At 66.4% G+C, this 16,664-nt stretch carries 13 protein-coding genes and 1 riboswitch; of the genes, 11 read left to right on the top strand and 2 right to left on the bottom strand.

What is annotated here, in order from left to right; all coding sequences use genetic code 11:
* Nucleotides 1-15 precede the first annotated feature (15 nt).
* Nucleotides 16-3,513: a protein kinase domain-containing protein gene (locus tag Q7514_RS19090; RefSeq protein ID WP_330134847.1), complete on the bottom strand. Its 3,498-nt coding sequence runs from the start codon at nt 3,511-3,513 to the stop codon at nt 16-18.
* A gap of 160 nt (nt 3,514-3,673) precedes the next feature.
* On the opposite strand from Q7514_RS19090, the gene Q7514_RS19085 reads away from it, so the two are divergent.
* From Q7514_RS19085 to ilvA, 11 genes are all read left to right on the top strand, one after another.
* Nucleotides 3,674-4,036: a hypothetical protein gene (locus tag Q7514_RS19085; protein WP_330134846.1), complete on the top strand. Its 363-nt coding sequence runs from the start codon at nt 3,674-3,676 to the stop codon at nt 4,034-4,036.
* Complete coding sequence (locus Q7514_RS19080; RefSeq protein WP_330134845.1) at nt 4,027-5,157, top strand: class I SAM-dependent methyltransferase; 1,131 nt, start codon at nt 4,027-4,029, stop codon at nt 5,155-5,157. Before Q7514_RS19085 ends, Q7514_RS19080 begins: the two co-directional genes overlap by 10 nt.
* 160 nt (nt 5,158-5,317) lie before the next feature.
* Nucleotides 5,318-6,169: a Bax inhibitor-1/YccA family protein gene (locus tag Q7514_RS19075; RefSeq protein ID WP_054719427.1), complete on the top strand. Its 852-nt coding sequence runs from the start codon at nt 5,318-5,320 to the stop codon at nt 6,167-6,169.
* Between the two features lie 130 nt (nt 6,170-6,299).
* Nucleotides 6,300-7,685: a cystathionine beta-synthase gene (locus Q7514_RS19070; protein ID WP_330134844.1), complete on the top strand. Its 1,386-nt coding sequence runs from the start codon at nt 6,300-6,302 to the stop codon at nt 7,683-7,685.
* A 12-nt stretch (nt 7,686-7,697) separates the two neighbouring features.
* Nucleotides 7,698-8,849 carry a cystathionine gamma-synthase gene (locus tag Q7514_RS19065; protein ID WP_330134843.1) on the top strand — a complete coding sequence of 384 codons (1,152 nt, stop codon included), beginning with the start codon at nt 7,698-7,700 and terminating at the stop codon, nt 8,847-8,849.
* A gap of 112 nt (nt 8,850-8,961) precedes the next feature.
* Nucleotides 8,962-9,086: riboswitch (cobalamin riboswitch) on the top strand.
* A gap of 27 nt (nt 9,087-9,113) precedes the next feature.
* On the top strand, nt 9,114-10,142 hold the full coding sequence (locus Q7514_RS19060; protein WP_330134842.1) for an ABC transporter substrate-binding protein: 1,029 nt from the start codon (nt 9,114-9,116) through the stop codon (nt 10,140-10,142).
* A complete protein-coding gene (locus Q7514_RS19055; RefSeq protein ID WP_330134841.1) occupies nt 10,139-11,176 on the top strand; it encodes a FecCD family ABC transporter permease in 1,038 nt (345 codons plus the stop codon). The genes Q7514_RS19060 and Q7514_RS19055 overlap by 4 nt, the downstream gene beginning before the upstream one ends.
* A 7-nt stretch (nt 11,177-11,183) precedes the next feature.
* A complete protein-coding gene (locus Q7514_RS19050) occupies nt 11,184-11,939 on the top strand; it encodes an ABC transporter ATP-binding protein (protein WP_330134840.1) in 756 nt (251 codons plus the stop codon).
* Nucleotides 11,940-12,049: 110 nt separating this feature from the next.
* Entirely contained in the window at nt 12,050-13,198 is a 1,149-nt protein-coding gene (locus tag Q7514_RS19045) for an RNA-guided endonuclease InsQ/TnpB family protein (protein WP_330134839.1), read from the top strand.
* 104 nt (nt 13,199-13,302) lie between these two features.
* Nucleotides 13,303-14,223 carry an LLM class flavin-dependent oxidoreductase gene (locus Q7514_RS19040; RefSeq protein WP_330134838.1) on the top strand — a complete coding sequence of 307 codons (921 nt, stop codon included), beginning with the start codon at nt 13,303-13,305 and terminating at the stop codon, nt 14,221-14,223.
* 50 nt (nt 14,224-14,273) lie between these two features.
* Entirely contained in the window at nt 14,274-15,497 is a 1,224-nt protein-coding gene (gene ilvA, locus Q7514_RS19035; RefSeq protein ID WP_330134837.1) for a threonine ammonia-lyase, read from the top strand.
* A gap of 73 nt (nt 15,498-15,570) precedes the next feature.
* Here the strand turns inward: ilvA and Q7514_RS19030 are convergent, their stop codons facing one another.
* A complete protein-coding gene (locus Q7514_RS19030) occupies nt 15,571-16,566 on the bottom strand; it encodes an ABC transporter substrate-binding protein (RefSeq protein ID WP_330134836.1) in 996 nt (331 codons plus the stop codon).
* Between the last annotated feature and the right edge of the window lie 98 nt (nt 16,567-16,664).

The following is a 16,664-nucleotide window of genomic DNA, read 5'->3' as shown; positions in this document are numbered from 1 at the left end:
CGAAGTGTGCCGTATTCAGAGCTCGGTGCTGGTTTCTCCGGTTTCGGTGAGTCGCAGCATCTCGTCGAGGAACGCTGCGTCGACGACGGGCCAGTCCTTCGGCCATCGATCCTCACGCAACCTGTCGCGGAGCGACGCGAGCACGTCGACGACGTGCGCTCCGCCGTCGACGAGGTACCGGAGCATCCCGCGGTCGCCGCAGATCTCGACGGCCGGCGCGAGTATCTGTTCTGCCTCCTCGAGGCTTCCATGAGCGTGCAGGCATGCGGTGAGGAGCCGGGCGGCCTGCAGGTGTGCACGGCGTCGTCCGTTGATTGCGGTGCGCCGGTGCCACAGCCGAGCCCACTCGACGGCCTGCGCAATGGAATCGGGGTCTCCACTGCTGTACAACAGGCGGATCGCGGTGGCGTCCTCGACTTGTGCGGTCACCTCGGTGACGCCGTCGGGATCGGGCGCATCGGTCGCGGGCATTTTCCGGGGTTCACGTGGCGCCGTGGGCAGGCCCAGCCTCACACGTTCGTTGTCGACGCGGGCGCGCAGCCGCCGAAGGTTGTGGGTGACTGCGGCACGCTGGCCTTCGTCCAGCAGGGCGACGGCGGCTGCGCGATCGCCGCGCGCCACCTTCAGCCGAGCGGCAGTGGCGAACCGCGCGATCATGAAATCGGCAATGCCACCTTCGATCCCGAGCTGAGCACTTTCGTCGAAGAGCGCTTCGGCATCGGTGAGCCGTCCCTGCTCGTAGAGCAGTTCTCCGAGCATCGCGGCAGCGAGACGGCCGCCGTGGGAGTGCACACCGCCGCTTCGGCGTGCGATGCGCAGTGCCGTACGAAAGTGTTTCTCCGCGGTCGCCACATCGAGTAGTTCACTTGCGGCGATCCCAGCGAGGCATCGCCCGTAGATTCCGGCGAATGGCCCCTGGGTGCCCCGGTAATACGGTTCGGCCCATTCCTGCCACCGTGCTGCACCGACGAAGTCGAAGCGGAAAATGGACGTGTAGGTCGCGAAGACGGCGGCGGCGGCCACGACCCACGGACGCAGCGTGTCGGCGGCCGCCAGACACGGCTCGATGAGCCGGTCGATGTCCGCAACATGGTCGGCGTTCATGAGGATCGCGGCTTCGGCGACATCCGCTTCGATACGAAGCTCTGCAGTTTCACCCGAAGGTAGCGTGCTCCGTCCGAGCGCATCGCGTGCAGCGCTCAGCGCAACCCTGGCCTTGCCGGCTCGTTGCAGTGCACCGTTTGCCCAGGACAACGACAGCTGGAGACGTGGATCGTCCGATACCGCACGGGGCGGGAGTTTCTCGATGAGCGTCAGCAGCATCGTCATTCGGCCGTGTTCCATCAGGTACATGCCGTCGGTGGCGACCAGGTCCACCGCGAACTGTGTGTCGTCGGCGGCCAGTGCGTGATCGACCGCTTCGCGCAGCATGTGGTGTCGCTCGAACCACGCGGCAGCCTTACGGTGCAGGTTCGAGATCACCTCGGGGTGGTCGCGCTCGAGACGTCGGCGGAGGAAATCGACGAACAGGTGGTGGTATCGGAACCACACCCGTTCGTCGTCGATGTGCCGAAGGAACAGATCGCGCTGTTCGATCTCCTCGAGCATGGCCTGCGCTCGTGGATTCCCGGTGAGGGTCGAAGCAAGGCTGCCGCTGATGGATTCTGTGATCGACGTGGACAGCAGGAACTCGTAGATCTCGGGCTCGAGTGTGGAAAGGACGTTGTCGGCGAGGAATTCGCCGATCGCGTGGTGTCGTCCGGTGATGTTCTCGATCATTCCCGTCGGATCCTCGCTGTCGCGCAACGACAACGACGCGAGTTGCAGTGCTGCTGCCCATCCTTCGGTGGATTTGTTGAGATCCTGCACGTCCTCGCGATCGAGGTGTAGCCCCCCGATCTCGCGGAGGAACGAATCGGACTCGTCCATGTCGAAACGCAGGATGCTCGAATCGAGTTCGACGAGTTCGTCGCGCATCCGCATGCGGCTCAGCGGCAGTCCCGCCTGCGTGCGGCTGGTGACGACGATCTGGAGGTGGTGACATCCGCGTTCGAGAAGAAAGTCCAGTGCAGCGATCGTCTCGGACGAGGTCACGCGATGCCAGTCGTCGATCATCAGCGTCATGTGGACACCGGCGCGGTGCAGATCATCGATCAAGGTGCTCAGGACGTAGCGTTCGGCGTCGTCGCCGCGTGATTCCAGGATCTGTGCGAGTTGGCGGCCGAGTTGCGGTCGGACCTGTTTGACGGCTTCGACGAGGTGGGTGAGGAACCACAGGACGTTGTTGTCGTCGCTGTCCACGGCGAGCCACGCGACCTCCACACCGTCGTCCGCGAGTACGTCGCGCCACTGCGCCGCGAGAGTCGATTTACCGAAACCGGTGGGTGCGTGGATCGCGGTGAGGCGGCGCCGCTGGCCTGCCCGCAGCAGATCGATCAGCCGGCTGCGGTCGATGAGTGGCCGGTTCGCGGCCGGGGGTCGGAAGCGAGTTGCAGGGGAAGTCGACGGCGATGTGAACGATGTCGACGGGAGACTTCCTGAAGCGGTTGTCGAGGCGGTCGAGGACAGCGTGTCGTGAGCCGACCTGTGGGGAGCGTCCTCGGGTAATGCCATGTCATCGACGGGCAAACCGAAGCTGCTTTCGAGTTGCCGAAGCTCCTCACCGAACTCCATGGCTGACTGGGGACGCGCCGCCGGATCGGTCGACATGGCGCGTTCGAGCACTTCGCACAGGGAATCGGGGAGCCCTCCGCCCCGGAGATCCGGGATGGGCTCCGACGTGATCCGAAGGAATTGGGCAACGACCTTCTCGCCCTCCCGACGCTCGTAGGCGGCGTGGCCGGTGATCGCACAGAAGAGTGTGGCCGCGAGCCCGTACACATCGGCTGCGGCGGCGGGAGTGTCGCCGCGCAGGATCTCGGGGGCTGTGAACGCCGGCGATCCGGTGATGGCTCCGGAGGACGTGCGAAACCCCCCACCGACCCGTGCGATGCCGAAATCGGTGAGTTGCGGCTCGCCGTATTCGGTGATGAGGATGTTGCCGGGCTTCACGTCGCGGTGCAGTACGTCGTTGCGGTGCGCGGTTTCGAGCGCTCCCGCGACCTTGATCCCGATACCGATCGCCTCGGGCCATTCCAGCGGACCGTGCCGGCGGATCCGTGCCTCGAGCGAGTCGTGCGGGTGGTAGTGCATCACCAGGTACGGCAGGCCCGTGTCTCCGGTGCCTGCCTGCAGCACGGTGACGATGTGCGGATGACCGGACAACCGGCCCATCGCGCGTTGCTCGCGTAGGAACCGATCGAGGTTGTCGGGGTCGAGGGTGGTGCTGAGAACCTTCACCGCGACGGTCCGGTCGAGCGACTCCTGACGGCATCGGTAGACCACACCGAAACCGCCTCGCCCGATCTCCTCCGGGTCGGTGAATCCGGCAGCAATGAGTGCCCGAACGGTGTCGGCCTCGTTCGCGGTGAGGACCGGCGCGGCTCGGGTGGCGAGTGGGTCGTTTTCGGTCATCGTGCTGCCTCGTTCAGGTGTTTCTCCAGGATAGTCCCGCTGGGTGCACGCCCGGCGCCGATCGCTCCACCGGCCTCGATTACCTTTGTGCCGCCGGGGCGCGTCGACGAAGCCGACGACCCGGACTAAAACGACACTGCGACGAGAAGTGGACACACACATGAAGAAGACTCTCGCGGCGCTGCTCGGTGCGGGCGTGGTCCTGCTTGCGGCGGCGTGCGGATCCTCGGAAGAGTCATCCGACTCGACCGAGGACACCACCACCACGAGCACCTCCGCATCGGCCGAGTCCGGCACTCCGAGTAGCCCCGCGGTGAACCTCGGCGACAGCTACGAGGACAACTGCGCGGCAATGCTCCCGTACCTCGACGAGCTCGAGGAATGGGGCCAGGATCGCACGGTGGCCGCGGCCGCAGTCGCCGAAGCTCAGCAGCAGCTCCCGGAATGGGAGAACCTGAGTGAGGAAGAACAGGCCGACACACTCCAGGCCATCGAGGACGCCGGTAAGGGGCAGTGCTCATAAACAGCGAGTTGTTCGACAGGTTGCGGCGCTTCCCCGATGTGGAAGCGCCCAATCTGCTTGCCGTCGACGCGGCGGACCGCCTGATTCTCGACGAGGCGGACTCCGCGCTCGTGGCCGCGCCCGACGGATCCGTCGTCGTGATCGACGACCACTTCGGCGCGCTCACCCTCGGCGCCGCTGCGCGACACGATGCGTCCGGAATGCGCGTTCATCAGGATTCGATCGTCGCCGAACGCGCATTGGCCGCGAACGCCGACCGGGAAGGGCTGTCGGATCGCTTCACGTCCCACGGCCTCGACGCGGAGCTCCTCGCCGGGGCTCAGGTGGTACTCATGCAGTTGCCGCGCTCGCTGAGCGCTCTCACCGAGATGGCGGAGGCCGTCGCCCGGCACGCGTCGCCCGACGTGACCGTGTTCGCAGGTGGCCGGGACAAGCACATCACCGTGGCGATGAACGACGTCCTCGGACGTTCGTTCGGTGAGGTCCGTGCGTCACGAGGCCGACAGAAGTCGAGGGTGCTCACGGCCCGAGAGCCGATTCCCGGTGAGCCGAGCTATCCGGTCACCGAGACGCTGTCCGACCTCGATCTGACAGTGGTCGCGCACGGGGCCGTCTTTGCCGGTCCGCGCCTCGACATCGGTACTCGATACCTTCTCGACTTCCTGCGGCAGACACCGCGGGACATCGATGTCGCGGTGGACCTCGGATGCGGCTCCGGAATTCTCGCCGCAGAACTGGCCCGACACCGCCCGTCGGCGCGGGTCATCGCAACCGACCACTCTGCCGCGGCGGTCGCGTCGGCCTCTGCGACTGCGGCCGCCAACGGTCTGGCCGACCGCATCGAGACCTTGCGCGACGACGTCGCCGGCTCACTTCCCGAGGCCTCGGTCGACGTCGTGGTGTGCAATCCGCCGTTTCATGTCGGTGCTGCGGTGCACACCGGGGTGGCGGTCAAGATGTTCGAGGCGGCAGCCCGCATCCTCCGGGACGGCGGCGAACTGTGGACCGTGCACAACTCCAATCTCGGCTACCACCGCAACCTGCAACAACTGGTCGGTAGGACGACAGTTGCAGGTCGCAACCGTAAGTTCACCGTGACCCGATCGGTCCGCACCCGGTAGAGTCCGGTTTGTCCGGGGTCGCTTCGCGGCATCGAAGGCGGGTCCGCTCGGCGGCTCGAAGACGGTCCGCTCCGCGACGGGAACTATCGCCGCGGCTGCCTCGTTCAACGGACAACCAGGTTCAACGGACAGAAGCGAACCATCAGAAGGGAAGTGCACGGTGCGCACCACCAGTAATCCGGTGTTCCGCAACCTGCCCAAGCAAGAGGGCGGCGGATACGCCTCATTCGGCACTGCGACAGCGGGCGCCGCTCAGGCCACCCAGCAATTCGGGCAGCCTCAGCATGCACCTGCCGATCCGTGGGCGCGCCCCACCGATCAGCGGTCCATGACGATCGACGATGTCGTCACCAAGACCGGCATCACGCTCGGCGTGCTCGCCGTCACGGCGCTGATCTCATACGTCCTCGTCAACTCCAATACCGGCCTGGCGCTGCCCTTCGTGATCGGTGGCGGCCTGATCGGGCTCGCCCTCGTCCTCGTCGCGACGTTCGGCCGCAAGATGGACAACCCGGCCATCGTCCTGGCCTACGCCGTCGCGGAAGGCTTCTTCCTCGGCGCGCTGTCGTTCATGTTCACCGACATCACGTTCGGCGGTGCCGGTGGCTCGACACTGATCGCACAGGCGGTCCTCGGCACGTTCGGTGTGTTCTTCGGCATGCTCATCGTCTACCGCACGGGCGCGATCCGCGTCACCCCGCGGCTGACCCGCATGATCGTCGGCGCTCTCGTCGGTGTCCTGATTCTCGCGCTCGGCAATCTGGTCGCGGGCTTCTTCATCGACGGCGGACTCGGCCTGCGCGACGGTGGCGCTCTCGCCATCATCTTCAGCCTCGTGTGCATCGGCATCGCCGCGTTCAGCTTCCTGCTGGACTTCGACGCAGCCGATCAGCTGATCCGCGCCCAGGCGCCGGAGAAGGCCGCGTGGGGTGTGGCGTTCGGTCTCACCGTCACCCTGGTCTGGCTGTACGTCGAGATCCTTCGACTGCTCAGCTACTTCCAGAGCGACTAGTTCCCAGCACACACGGCCGGGCCATCCGCAGGGTGGTCCGGCCGTTGTGGTGTCCGGCCCGGCCGGTCGTTTCGCCTGATACGGGACGGGTACCACGCCCCGAGCAACCGCGGTCTGAGAACATGGTGGTATGCGCATCGCGGATTCTGTCGTCGACCTCATCGGCAATACCCCCCTGGTCAAACTCAACTCGGTGGTCAAACCCGGATCGGCGCTGGTGGCAGCGAAGATCGAGTACCTCAACCCCGGCGGTAGCTCGAAAGACCGCATCGCCGTCAAGATGATCGACGCGGCCGAGGCCTCGGGCGAACTGAAGCCCGGCGGCACGATCGTCGAGCCGACCTCCGGGAACACCGGCATCGGCCTGGCCCTCGTCGCCCAGCAGCGCGGATACAAGTGTGTGTTCGTCTGCCCCGACAAGGTCAGCGAAGACAAGCGCAACGTGCTCAAGGCCTACGGCGCCGAAGTGGTCGTGTGCCCGACCGCGGTGCCGCCGGAGCACCCCGACAGCTACTACAGCGTCTCCGACCGGCTTGCCCGTGAACTCCCCGGTGGCTGGAAGCCGAACCAGTATTCCAACCCCGGCGGTCCCGAGAGCCACTACGAGACCACCGGCCCCGAGATCTGGAACGACACCGACGGCAAGATCACACACTTCGTCGCAGGTGTCGGTACCGGCGGCACCATCAGCGGAACCGGCCGCTATCTCAAGGAGGTGTCGGGCGGCAAGGTCAAGGTCGTCGGCGCCGACCCGGAAGGCTCCGTGTATTCCGGCGGTACCGGTCGCCCGTACCTCGTCGAAGGTGTCGGCGAGGACTTCTGGCCGGCCGCATACGACCCCGCCATCCCCGACGAGATCATCGCCGTCTCCGATGCCGATTCGTTCGAGATGACCCGTCGCCTCGCCCGCGAGGAAGGCCTGCTCGTCGGTGGGTCGTGCGGAATGGCCATGGTCGCGGCTCTCGAGGTCGCCGAGCGTGAAGGCCCCGACGCCGTCGTCGTGGTCCTGCTGCCCGACGGTGGTCGCGGGTACCTGTCGAAGATCTTCAACGACAAGTGGATGGCGTCCTACGGCTTCCTGCGCGCCCCGCTCGACGGCAAGCCCGACGACTCCATCGTCGGCGACGTGCTGCGCGGCAAGACCGGCGACCTGCCGGCACTCGTGCACACCCACCCGTCGGAAACCGTGCGCGACGCGATCGAGATCCTTCGCGAATACGGCGTCTCGCAGATGCCTGTGGTCGGTGCCGAGCCGCCTGTCACCGCCGGTGAGGTCGCCGGTTCGGTCAGCGAACGCGAGCTGCTCAGCGCCGTCTTCGAAGGACGCGCCAACCTCGCTGACTCCGTCGAGAAGCACATGAGCCCGCCGCTGCCCAACATCGGTGTCGGCGAATCGATCTCCTCCGCGACGAAGGCGTTCGGCGACACCGACGCGCTCATGGTGATCGACGACGGCAAGCCCGTCGGCGTCATCACCCGCCACGATCTGCTTGGTTTCATCTCCGAAGGCCGATAGGACAGATTTCAGATGACAGACAACACACAGCACGGCTTCGCTACCCGCGCAATCCATGCAGGCTTCGAGCCCGACCCGCAGACCGGCGCGGTCAACGTGCCGATCTACGCGTCGTCGACGTTCGCCCAGGACGGCGTCGGTGAGATGCGCAACGGCTTCGAGTACGCGCGCACGGGCAACCCCACCCGCCGTCCCCTCGAAGCGAACCTCGCGGCGCTCGAAGGCGGCACCTTCGGGCGCGCGTTCGGTTCGGGTATGGCCGCCACCGACTGCCTGCTGCGGTCGGCGCTGAGGCCCGGCGACCACCTCGTGATCCCCAACGACGCCTACGGCGGTACGTTCCGGCTCATCGACAAGGTCTTCACGCAGTGGGGCATCGAGTACACGCCCGCCGCGGTCAACGACCTCGACGAGGTGCGCGCGGCCCTGCGCCCGAACACCAAGCTCGTATGGATCGAGACCCCCACCAACCCGCTGCTCAACATCGGCGATATCGCTGCACTCGCCGACATCGCGCATACCGGTGACGCGAAGCTCGTCGTCGACAACACGTTCGCGTCGCCGTACCTGCAGCAGCCGCTGTCGCTCGGCGCGGATGTCGTGCTGCACTCGACCACCAAATACATCGGCGGACACTCCGACGTCGTCGGTGGCGCACTGGTGACCGACGAGGAAGAACTCGACACCGCGTTCGCATTCCTGCAGAACGGTGCAGGCGCGGTCCCGGGGCCGTTCGACGCCTTTCTCACCCTGCGAGGCATCAAGACCCTCGCGGTGCGCATGGAACGGCACAGCGACAACGCCGAGAAGATCGTCGATGCGCTCTCCGGGCACAAGGCCGTCACCCAGGTCCTGTACCCCGGTCTCGACTCGCACCCGGGCCACGAGGCCGCCGCGAAGCAGATGCGCCGGTTCGGCGGCATGATCTCGGTGCGCCTCGCCGGCGGGCGCCAGGCTGCGCTCGACTTCTGCAAGCGCACGGAGATCTTCACTCTTGCCGAGTCGCTCGGTGGCGTCGAGTCGCTCATCGAGCACCCCGGCGCCATGACCCACGCGTCGACGGCGGGCTCGGCCCTCGAGGTGCCGGACGATCTCGTGCGGCTGTCCGTCGGCATCGAGGATGCCGCCGACCTCCTCGCCGACATCGAGCAGGCACTGGGGTAGTCCCACCCGTCGAATACAGCCGTGGCTCCCGGAAGAACTCCGGGAGCCACGCGCATGAGTGGAGCCGCACCGACCGGATCCGGTCGGTGCCAGGTGAGTTAGGCTGCCGAGGTACCAAGCCGAAACGGACAGCGTTACGGGGGAAGCCGGTGTGAACCCGGCGCGGTCCCGCCACTGTGATCAGCAGAGCACATTCTGCCGAAAGCCAGAGCGCCCAGCTGTCCGTTCCTGATTTCGAGGCGCGTGACCTCGGAAAGGAACGACGTGCACACATCTCTGGGGTACCGGCGCGCCCGCATGCGCCGGCTGATGGCCTCCACAATGACTGCGGGAGTCGTTCTCGTGGTGTCCGCGTGCGGTCAGGCGGTCGACGACACCGGCAGCGCGCAAGAAGCGGGGGAGCTGTACGTCGATCTCGACAACTGCGGAATCACCACCGAGTACACCGCGGCGCCGGAACACGCGGTCACGCTGACCTCCAATGCCACCGAGACCATGCTCGAGCTGGGACTCGAAGACCGCATGGTCGGCACCGCGTACATGCGGGGACGCGAGATCGCACCGGAGTACACCGACGCCTACGGGCAGGTGCCGATCCTCTCGTCCGAGCAGCCCACCATGGAACAGCTCATCGACGCAGACCCGGATTTCGTCTATTCGGGTTACCCCGACGGTTTCAGCGAGAAGACGGGTCATACCCGCGAACAACTCGGCGATGTCGGCATCGACACCCACCTGAACCCTGAAGGCTGCGCCACGGGTCCGGTGGAAATCGACGATATCTTCGCCGAGATCACCACCATCGGAGAGATATTCCGCGTCCCCGATCGTGCGGAAGACTCGGTTGCCGAACTCCGTGCCCGACTCGACGACGTGCGGTCGCGGGTGGGCGATGAGGAACCGGTGACAGTGTTCCTGTACGCGTCCGGCACCGACACGGCGTCGACGACGGGTGCGAACAGCATGGCCACCGCGTTGATAGAAGCCGCGGGCGGCGTCAACATCTTCGGAGACGTCCCCGAGCGATGGATGAGCGTGTCGTGGGAGCAGGTCGCGGAACGGAATCCCGACGTGATCCTGGTACGTGAAGAAGGCACCACACCGCAGTACCAGTCACCGTCGGTGACGACGAAGATCGCGGACCTGATGGCGGTACCGGCGATTTCGGCCACCACAGCGATCCGCAACGAGGCATTCCCGACGATCACGCTGTCGCAACTCCAGCCGGGCCCGTATTCCATCGACGGCGTCGAACATCTCGCACGCCAGTTCCACCCTGCCTCGTTCGGGTGATCGGGCAGGCTCAGCGCGCCCGCTTCCGGGTAGTGCTCGCCGTGTCGCTCGTCGTCCTGCTCGTTGCGGCCACCGTAGGTGTACTGGCGGGGTCGGTCGGAGTGGATGCGACGACGGCGTGGCGCATCATCGGGCATCGGATCTTCGGTCCCTCCGTGATCTCCCCCGATTGGACCAGATCCCAGGATCTGATCATCGCCGATACCCGCCTGCCCCGAGTTCTGCTTGCAGGCTGCGTCGGCGCAGGTCTCGCGCTCGTCGGTGCCACGATCCAGGCGGTCGTCCGTAACCCGCTGGCAGGACCCGGCATTCTCGGTGTGTCGGCGGGTGCGGCTGTCGGAGCCGTGGCGGTCCTGAGATTCGGATTGGGCGGCCGGGCCGTGCTGCTTCCGATCGCGGCGTTTCTCGGGGCGCTCGCTGCGATGGTGATCGTGCTCCTGGTGGCGCGGGGACGCGGACCGCTCGATCCCGTCCGTCTGGTCCTTGCCGGTGTCGCCGTATCCTCCGTGCTGAGCGCACTGACATCGCTGATGGTGCTGACCTCGCCCGATCAGAGTCTTGCCGGGCAGGTCCTACAGTGGACACTCGGTGGGTTCGGTGCTGCCCGCTGGGACACGTTGGCCCTTCCCGTCGTCGGGGTGGCTCTCGCTTGCCTCGCCCTGATGCCGCTCAGCCGAAGCCTCAATGTGCTGCTCACCGGAGACGAGAGCGCGACCGCGCTCGGCGTCGATGTCGGGCGAATGAGATTCGGGTTGATCGTGCTGTCGACGCTGCTGACCGGGATCCTGGTCGCGGTGAGCGGAGTGGTCGGGTTCGTGGGCCTGATGATTCCGCACATCGCGCGCATGCTGGTCGGTTCGGATCACCGGCGGATGCTGCCCGTCGCTCTCGTGGTCGGAGCCGCGTTCGCGATCGGTGCCGACCTGGTGGCCCGGACCGTGATGATTCCGCGGGAGCTTCCTGTAGGCATCATCACGGCACTCGTGGGCGGACCGTACTTCGTCTGGCTGTTGCGCCGCACATCACGGCGGTGAGGAATCGATGCTGAGATTCGAGAACATCACCGTACGCGCGGGTGGGCGAGTGTTGGTCGACGACGTGAGTTTCGACGTCGCTCCGGGTGAGGTCGTTGCCCTGGTGGGTCCGAACGGCAGCGGAAAATCGACGCTGCTGCGTACCGCGTATCGCGCTCTTCGTCCCGCGTCGGGCTCAGTCCACCTCGGTGGGCGCGATGTGTGGCGGAGTCCGGTGCGATTCGTCGGTCGCACAACAGGGGTCGTCGCGCAGACCACTCCGTCCGACTTCCCGCTCACGGTCGCAGATGTCGTCCTTCTCGGCCGCGCGGCGCACAAGGGAATGTTCGACGCAGACAACGAGACCGACGCGATGCTTGTGATCGCAGCGCTCGACGCTGTCGACATGAGTGACCACGCCGACCGGGATTTTGCTCGGCTGTCGGGTGGGGAGCGGCAACGTGTCCTGGTCGCGCAGGCCCTCGCAGGGGAGCCGTCCGTGCTGTTGTTCGACGAACCGACCAACCATCTCGATCTGCGCCACCGGCTTGCCTTGATGCGAGTGATCCGGGATCGGGCACAGACCGCGCTCGTCGCGCTGCACGATCTCGATCTTGCCGCCCGATTCTGTGATCGCATCGCGGTGATGAGCGCGGGGCGGCTGTGGGGCATCGGTACACCCGAGGAGATCGTGACACCGGCGCTGTTGTCCGAGATCTACGGCGTGGACGCCGAGATCCTGCGGCATCCGCGCGACGACAGTCCGATGGTGGTGCCGCTGTGAGAGAGGTGTTGCCATGACCGCACTATCTTCGGCGCAAGCCCGGCCGTTCACGGCCGGGACAGCCGATCTCTCGACCGGTGTGTGTCGGTGCTTGCTTGTACGGTGCGGGCGTGCAACTGCGATACCAATACCGCGTGTATCCGACGCCAGGCCAGCAGGACATGCTGGCCCGCTCGTTCGGATGCGCACGGGTGGTATTCAACGATGCACTGCGCGCCCGGCAGGACGCGTACGCAGCGGGAGTGAGGGTCTCGGACACCGACGTGCAGCGGTGGGTGGTCACCGCAGCGAAGAAGACCCCGCAGCGGGCATGGCTGGCCGAGGTGGCGTCGGTGGTGCTGGTCCAAGCCTGTCAGGACGCGCGGCGCGCGTATCGGAACTGGTTCGATTCTCTGTCGGGGAAGCGGAAGGGCCGCAAGGTCGGGGCGCCTCGCTTCCGGTCCCGCAAGGACAACCGGCAGACGGTCCGGCTCACCCGCAACGGGTTCTCGCTGCGTTCGAACGGCACGTTGTATATCGCGAAGGTCGGCGAGCTGAAGGTGGCGTGGTCACGGGAGTTGCCGTCCGAGCCGAGCAGCGTCACGGTCATCAGGGATTCGGCGGGTCGGTACTTCGTGTCGTTCGTGGTGGAGACCACCGACGAACCGATGCCCGAACTCGACTCCGAGGTGGGGATCGATCTCGGGCTCACCACGTTCGCGGTCCTGTCCGATGGAAAGGTGATCGAGTCGCCGAGGTTCTTCCGACGTGCCGAACGCAGACTCCGCAAGGCGCAGCAGAATCTGTCCCGAAAGGAGAAGGGTTCGAAGAACCGGGCCAAGGCCCGCCTCGAGGTCGCCAAAGCTCACGCGAAGGTGGCCGACGCCCGCAAGGATTGGGCACACAAGCACTCCACGACGATCGTCCGCGAGAACCAAGCGGTGTATGTCGAGAATCTGTGTGTCGCGGGCCTGGGGCGGACGCGGTTGGCGAAGTCGGTGCACGATGCCGGGTGGGGGATGTTCACCCGGTTGCTCGAGGAGAAGGCCGCCCGCTATGGGCGGACCTTCCAGCGGGTGGACCGGTGGTTCCCGTCGTCGCAACTGTGCTCGGTGTGCGGCGGGTCGGACGGTCCGAAACCGTTGTCGGTGCGGGAGTGGACCTGCACGGCGTGCGGTGTGGTCCACGACCGGGATCTGAATGCAGCCGAGAACATCCTCGCCGCCGGACGGGCGGAGAGGCGAAACGCCTGCGGAGGGACTGTAAATCCTGCCGCCTAGCGGAAGGTATGTCCCTGTGAAACAGGAACCCACCGAAAGCGCCGAGCGGGCGCTGGTAGGAATCTCGGGTTGTTCACGGCCGGGAGGACGTCAAGCAATGGGGAGTGCTCACGCACGTCGACACGGATGTGTCTCCGGCCCGGAGTATCGACGACGCGATCCGGTTGGCACGCCTCGCAGAGGAGTTGGGGTTCGAGTCGTTCTGGGTCGCGCAGCACCGTTTCGGTGACCAGGGCGGGGCGGTCCCCAGCCCGCTCGTACTGCTCGCGGCAATCGCCCGGGAAACCACGACGATCGCGCTCGGAACGGCCTCGATCGCCGCAGGATTCGAAGATCCCCGACGGCTGCTCGAAGATGCCGCCGTCCTCGACGCCTTGTCCGGGGGAAGGCTGCAGTTGGGATTGGGCAGCGGGTCGGCGCCGACAACATCACAGATATGGGGCATCGATCACGACACCCGCCACGACCGGTACTGGAATGTGGTCGACGCGGTACTGCACGGTGCCACCTCGGGTCTCGGTGTTCAGGAGGTGAGGTGTGCGGTGGTTCCCGAGACCACCGGGTTCGCCGAGCGGCTCTGGGTGACCACGGGCAGCGAAGCGGGCATCGACCACACCGCACGTCGCGGGCTCGGGCTCGTCGCCGGTCGCCGCAATGTCGACGAGCGCGGTGTCGGCTACGAGGATGCGCGCGTCGCGGGACTCATCGCACGTTACCGCGAGGCGTCGGGAGCGTCCGGACGCGTGGCATTGTCCCGTCCGTGCGTCGTCGCTCCCGACGATGCACGAGTGGAACAGTTGCGGGTGCTCGAACAGCAGGCGCGTTCGGCGGCGGGACGACCATACGATCCTCGCGCCTCCGTGGTGGGCACTGCCGAGTCGTTCATCGCGATGTTCTCGGACGATCCCGGCCTACCACTCGCCGACCACGTGCTGATCCACACGCGCCCACTGGCGTTGCCGTATCACGTGCAGGTCGCCGGTCTCGAACAGTTTGCCGATGCGGTGCGGCCACACGTGTCCTGAGGGGAGCGCGCTATCGCGACTTCGCGCAGCGTGTCCCTTACCCTGGGGCGATGGGTGCATTCGATCAGGTGCGGTTAGGAGAACCGGAGATCCGTGCGGCCGCGGAAGTGCTCGCGCCCGTCATGCGGAGAACACCGGTGTTGCCGTCGCGTGTGCTCTCCGAACGTACCGGCGTCCCGGTGTGGTTCAAATGCGAGAACCTCCAGCACACCGGCTCGTTCAAACCGCGGGGTGCGTACAACCGGATCGCGAGACTTGCAGCCGACGAACGTGCGCGCGGTGTCGTTGCGGCGAGCGCGGGGAATCACGCGCAAGGAGTCGCGTGGGCGGCGACCGGACTCGGCATCGCCTCGACGGTGTTCATGCCTGTCGGCGCTGCTCTGCCGAAGGTCGCCGCGACCCGTGCCTACGGCGCCGACGTCCACTTCGCCGGCCAGACGATCGACGACGCGCTGGTGGCGGCCCAGGAGTTCGCGGCCGACACGGGTGCAGTGTTCATCCACCCCTACGACCACGAGGATGTCGTGGCCGGACAGGGCACTGTCGGGCTCGAGATCGCCGAACAACTCCCCGATGTGAGCGCTGTGGTTGTCCCGACCGGCGGTGGCGGTCTGCTGGCCGGAGTGGCAGCGGCGCTCGCTGCCACTCGGCCGGAGGTCCGGGTGATCGGTGTGCAGGCCGACGGCGCGGCCGCGTGGCCCGGGTCGTTGCGCGCGGGGCACCCCGAACGAGCGCGGAACACGTCCACCGTCGCCGACGGCATTGCTGTGGGAATGCCTGGTTCCGTGCCGTTTCCGCTCGTGCAGGACCACGTCGACAGGGTCGTCACCGTCAGCGATGATGCCCTTGCCCGGGCGCTGGTGCTGTGCATGGAACGATCCAAGCTCATCGTCGAGCCTGCCGGTGCCGCTGCGGTCGCTGCGCTGTCCACCGCTGGGCTGGAGTTCGACGGTCCGGTCGCCGCGATCCTCTCCGGCGGCAACATCGACCCCTTGGTTTTGACTCATGTGATCGGGCATGGGCTACGAGCAGGAGGTCGATACCTCGCTGTGCGCGTGTCGATTCCGGATCGCCCAGGTGCTCTGGTCGGATTGTTGAGCGTGGTGGGGGACTCCGATGCCAGCGTCGTCGACGTCGTGCATTCGCGTACGGCAGGGCAGCTTGCGCTCGACGAGGTGCAGGTCGCGTTGACGATGGAAACCCGTGGTGCGCAACACCGCAGCGAGGTACTCGATGCATTGCGCGATGCCGGGTACGTGGTGGAGATCGAATAGGCCGGCCCGGCCGTCGCGGAGGACGACCGGGCCGAACGAGCGCCGTCGACGCAGTGCTGCGCTCGGCGGCAGCTCAACCCTGCTGGGACTCGAGTGTCGTGAGCGCCTGCTCGAACAGGTCGAGGTTGTAGTTCGCGTCCTCGAAACCGCCCACGGTGTCCTTGCCGCCGGGGAGCACGGTGCCGGCGACGACCGCTGGTACCGCCTGGAACAGTGGTTCGGCCATGACGGCCTCGAGTTCTGCATTCGGTTCCCCGCGAAGGTTCGTCACGTGGAGCAGTACTGTGCCGTCGAGCACGACCGGAAGCTGCTCGACGCTCAGTTCGGCCTCACCGTCCGATTCCGCGCCTGCGACGGCTTCCTCTGCGGGCGCGATGCGCGCGCCGGCCTTGGTGAACACACTTCCCCAGATGCTCTCGCTGCTGTAGGTGTGGAAGGTGCCCGCATTCCAGGAGCCGAGCAGCGCGAAGGTCTCGGTGTCGAGGACGGCGCGGTGTGTTTCGGCGATACGTGCGGTGCGCTCGTCGAAGTCGGTGACGAGCTGTTCGTAGGTGTCCTCCTTACCGAGGGCCTGCGCGACGAGTTCGACGCGTCCTTGCCAGTCGGCGCGACCGGGTCCGGCGATGTCGAGCACCAGGACGGGCGCGATCTCGCGCAGCGGGGCCAGATCGCTGTCCTCGATGCGGTTGTGGGCGATGATCAGGTCCGGCTCGAGGGTGGCGATCTGCTCGATGTCGGGTTCCGACCCGTTGGATACCACCGGGACATCCTCGATCTGTTCCCAGGTTTCCGGGGTGACGGACGTTTCATCCACGGCGCCGCGCCCGACTGGGACGACACCGAGGTTGATCAAAGGCTGCGTCGCGATGTGATGGATGGTGACGATGCGCTCGACGTCGACGGGGATTTCCACCTCGCCGGAGCCGTCGGTCACCGTGCGGACGGCAGCCTCCGTCGGTGCGGTCTCGGCCGGTTCGGGCGAGCTGCATCCGGTCAGGATCATGGCCAGGCTTGCCGCGGCGACCAGTGCACCGACTCCGAATCTGCGGCGTGAACGTGTGGCGAACATGGGACCTCTCGTGGGGACAAGATAACGCGGCACCGTATGTACGCGCGTAATTGCGAAAACGTTTCGCAATTGGCTAAGGTTAACCTAATCAATGTCGT

The sequence above is a fragment of the Rhodococcus artemisiae genome, assembly GCF_036327795.1.
GTDB lineage: Bacteria > Actinomycetota > Actinomycetes > Mycobacteriales > Mycobacteriaceae > Rhodococcus > Rhodococcus artemisiae.
Note: the sequence above shows the minus strand (reverse complement) of the source record. Positions and strands in the feature narration are given on the sequence as shown.

Bases quoted from the DNA above. Each gene is read 5' to 3' on its own strand.
- Q7514_RS19090 (WP_330134847.1), bottom strand. From the start codon at position 3,513: ATGACCGAAAACGACCCACTCGCCACCCGAGCCGCGCCGGTCCTCACC.
- Q7514_RS19085 (WP_330134846.1), top strand. From the start codon at position 3,674: ATGAAGAAGACTCTCGCGGCGCTGCTCGGTGCGGGCGTGGTCCTGCTT.
- Q7514_RS19070 (WP_330134844.1), top strand. From the start codon at position 6,300: ATGCGCATCGCGGATTCTGTCGTCGACCTCATCGGCAATACCCCCCTG.
- Q7514_RS19065 (WP_330134843.1), top strand. From the start codon at position 7,698: ATGACAGACAACACACAGCACGGCTTCGCTACCCGCGCAATCCATGCA.
- Q7514_RS19050 (WP_330134840.1), top strand. From the start codon at position 11,184: ATGCTGAGATTCGAGAACATCACCGTACGCGCGGGTGGGCGAGTGTTG.
- ilvA (WP_330134837.1), top strand. From the start codon at position 14,274: ATGGGTGCATTCGATCAGGTGCGGTTAGGAGAACCGGAGATCCGTGCG.
- Q7514_RS19030 (WP_330134836.1), bottom strand. From the start codon at position 16,566: ATGTTCGCCACACGTTCACGCCGCAGATTCGGAGTCGGTGCACTGGTC.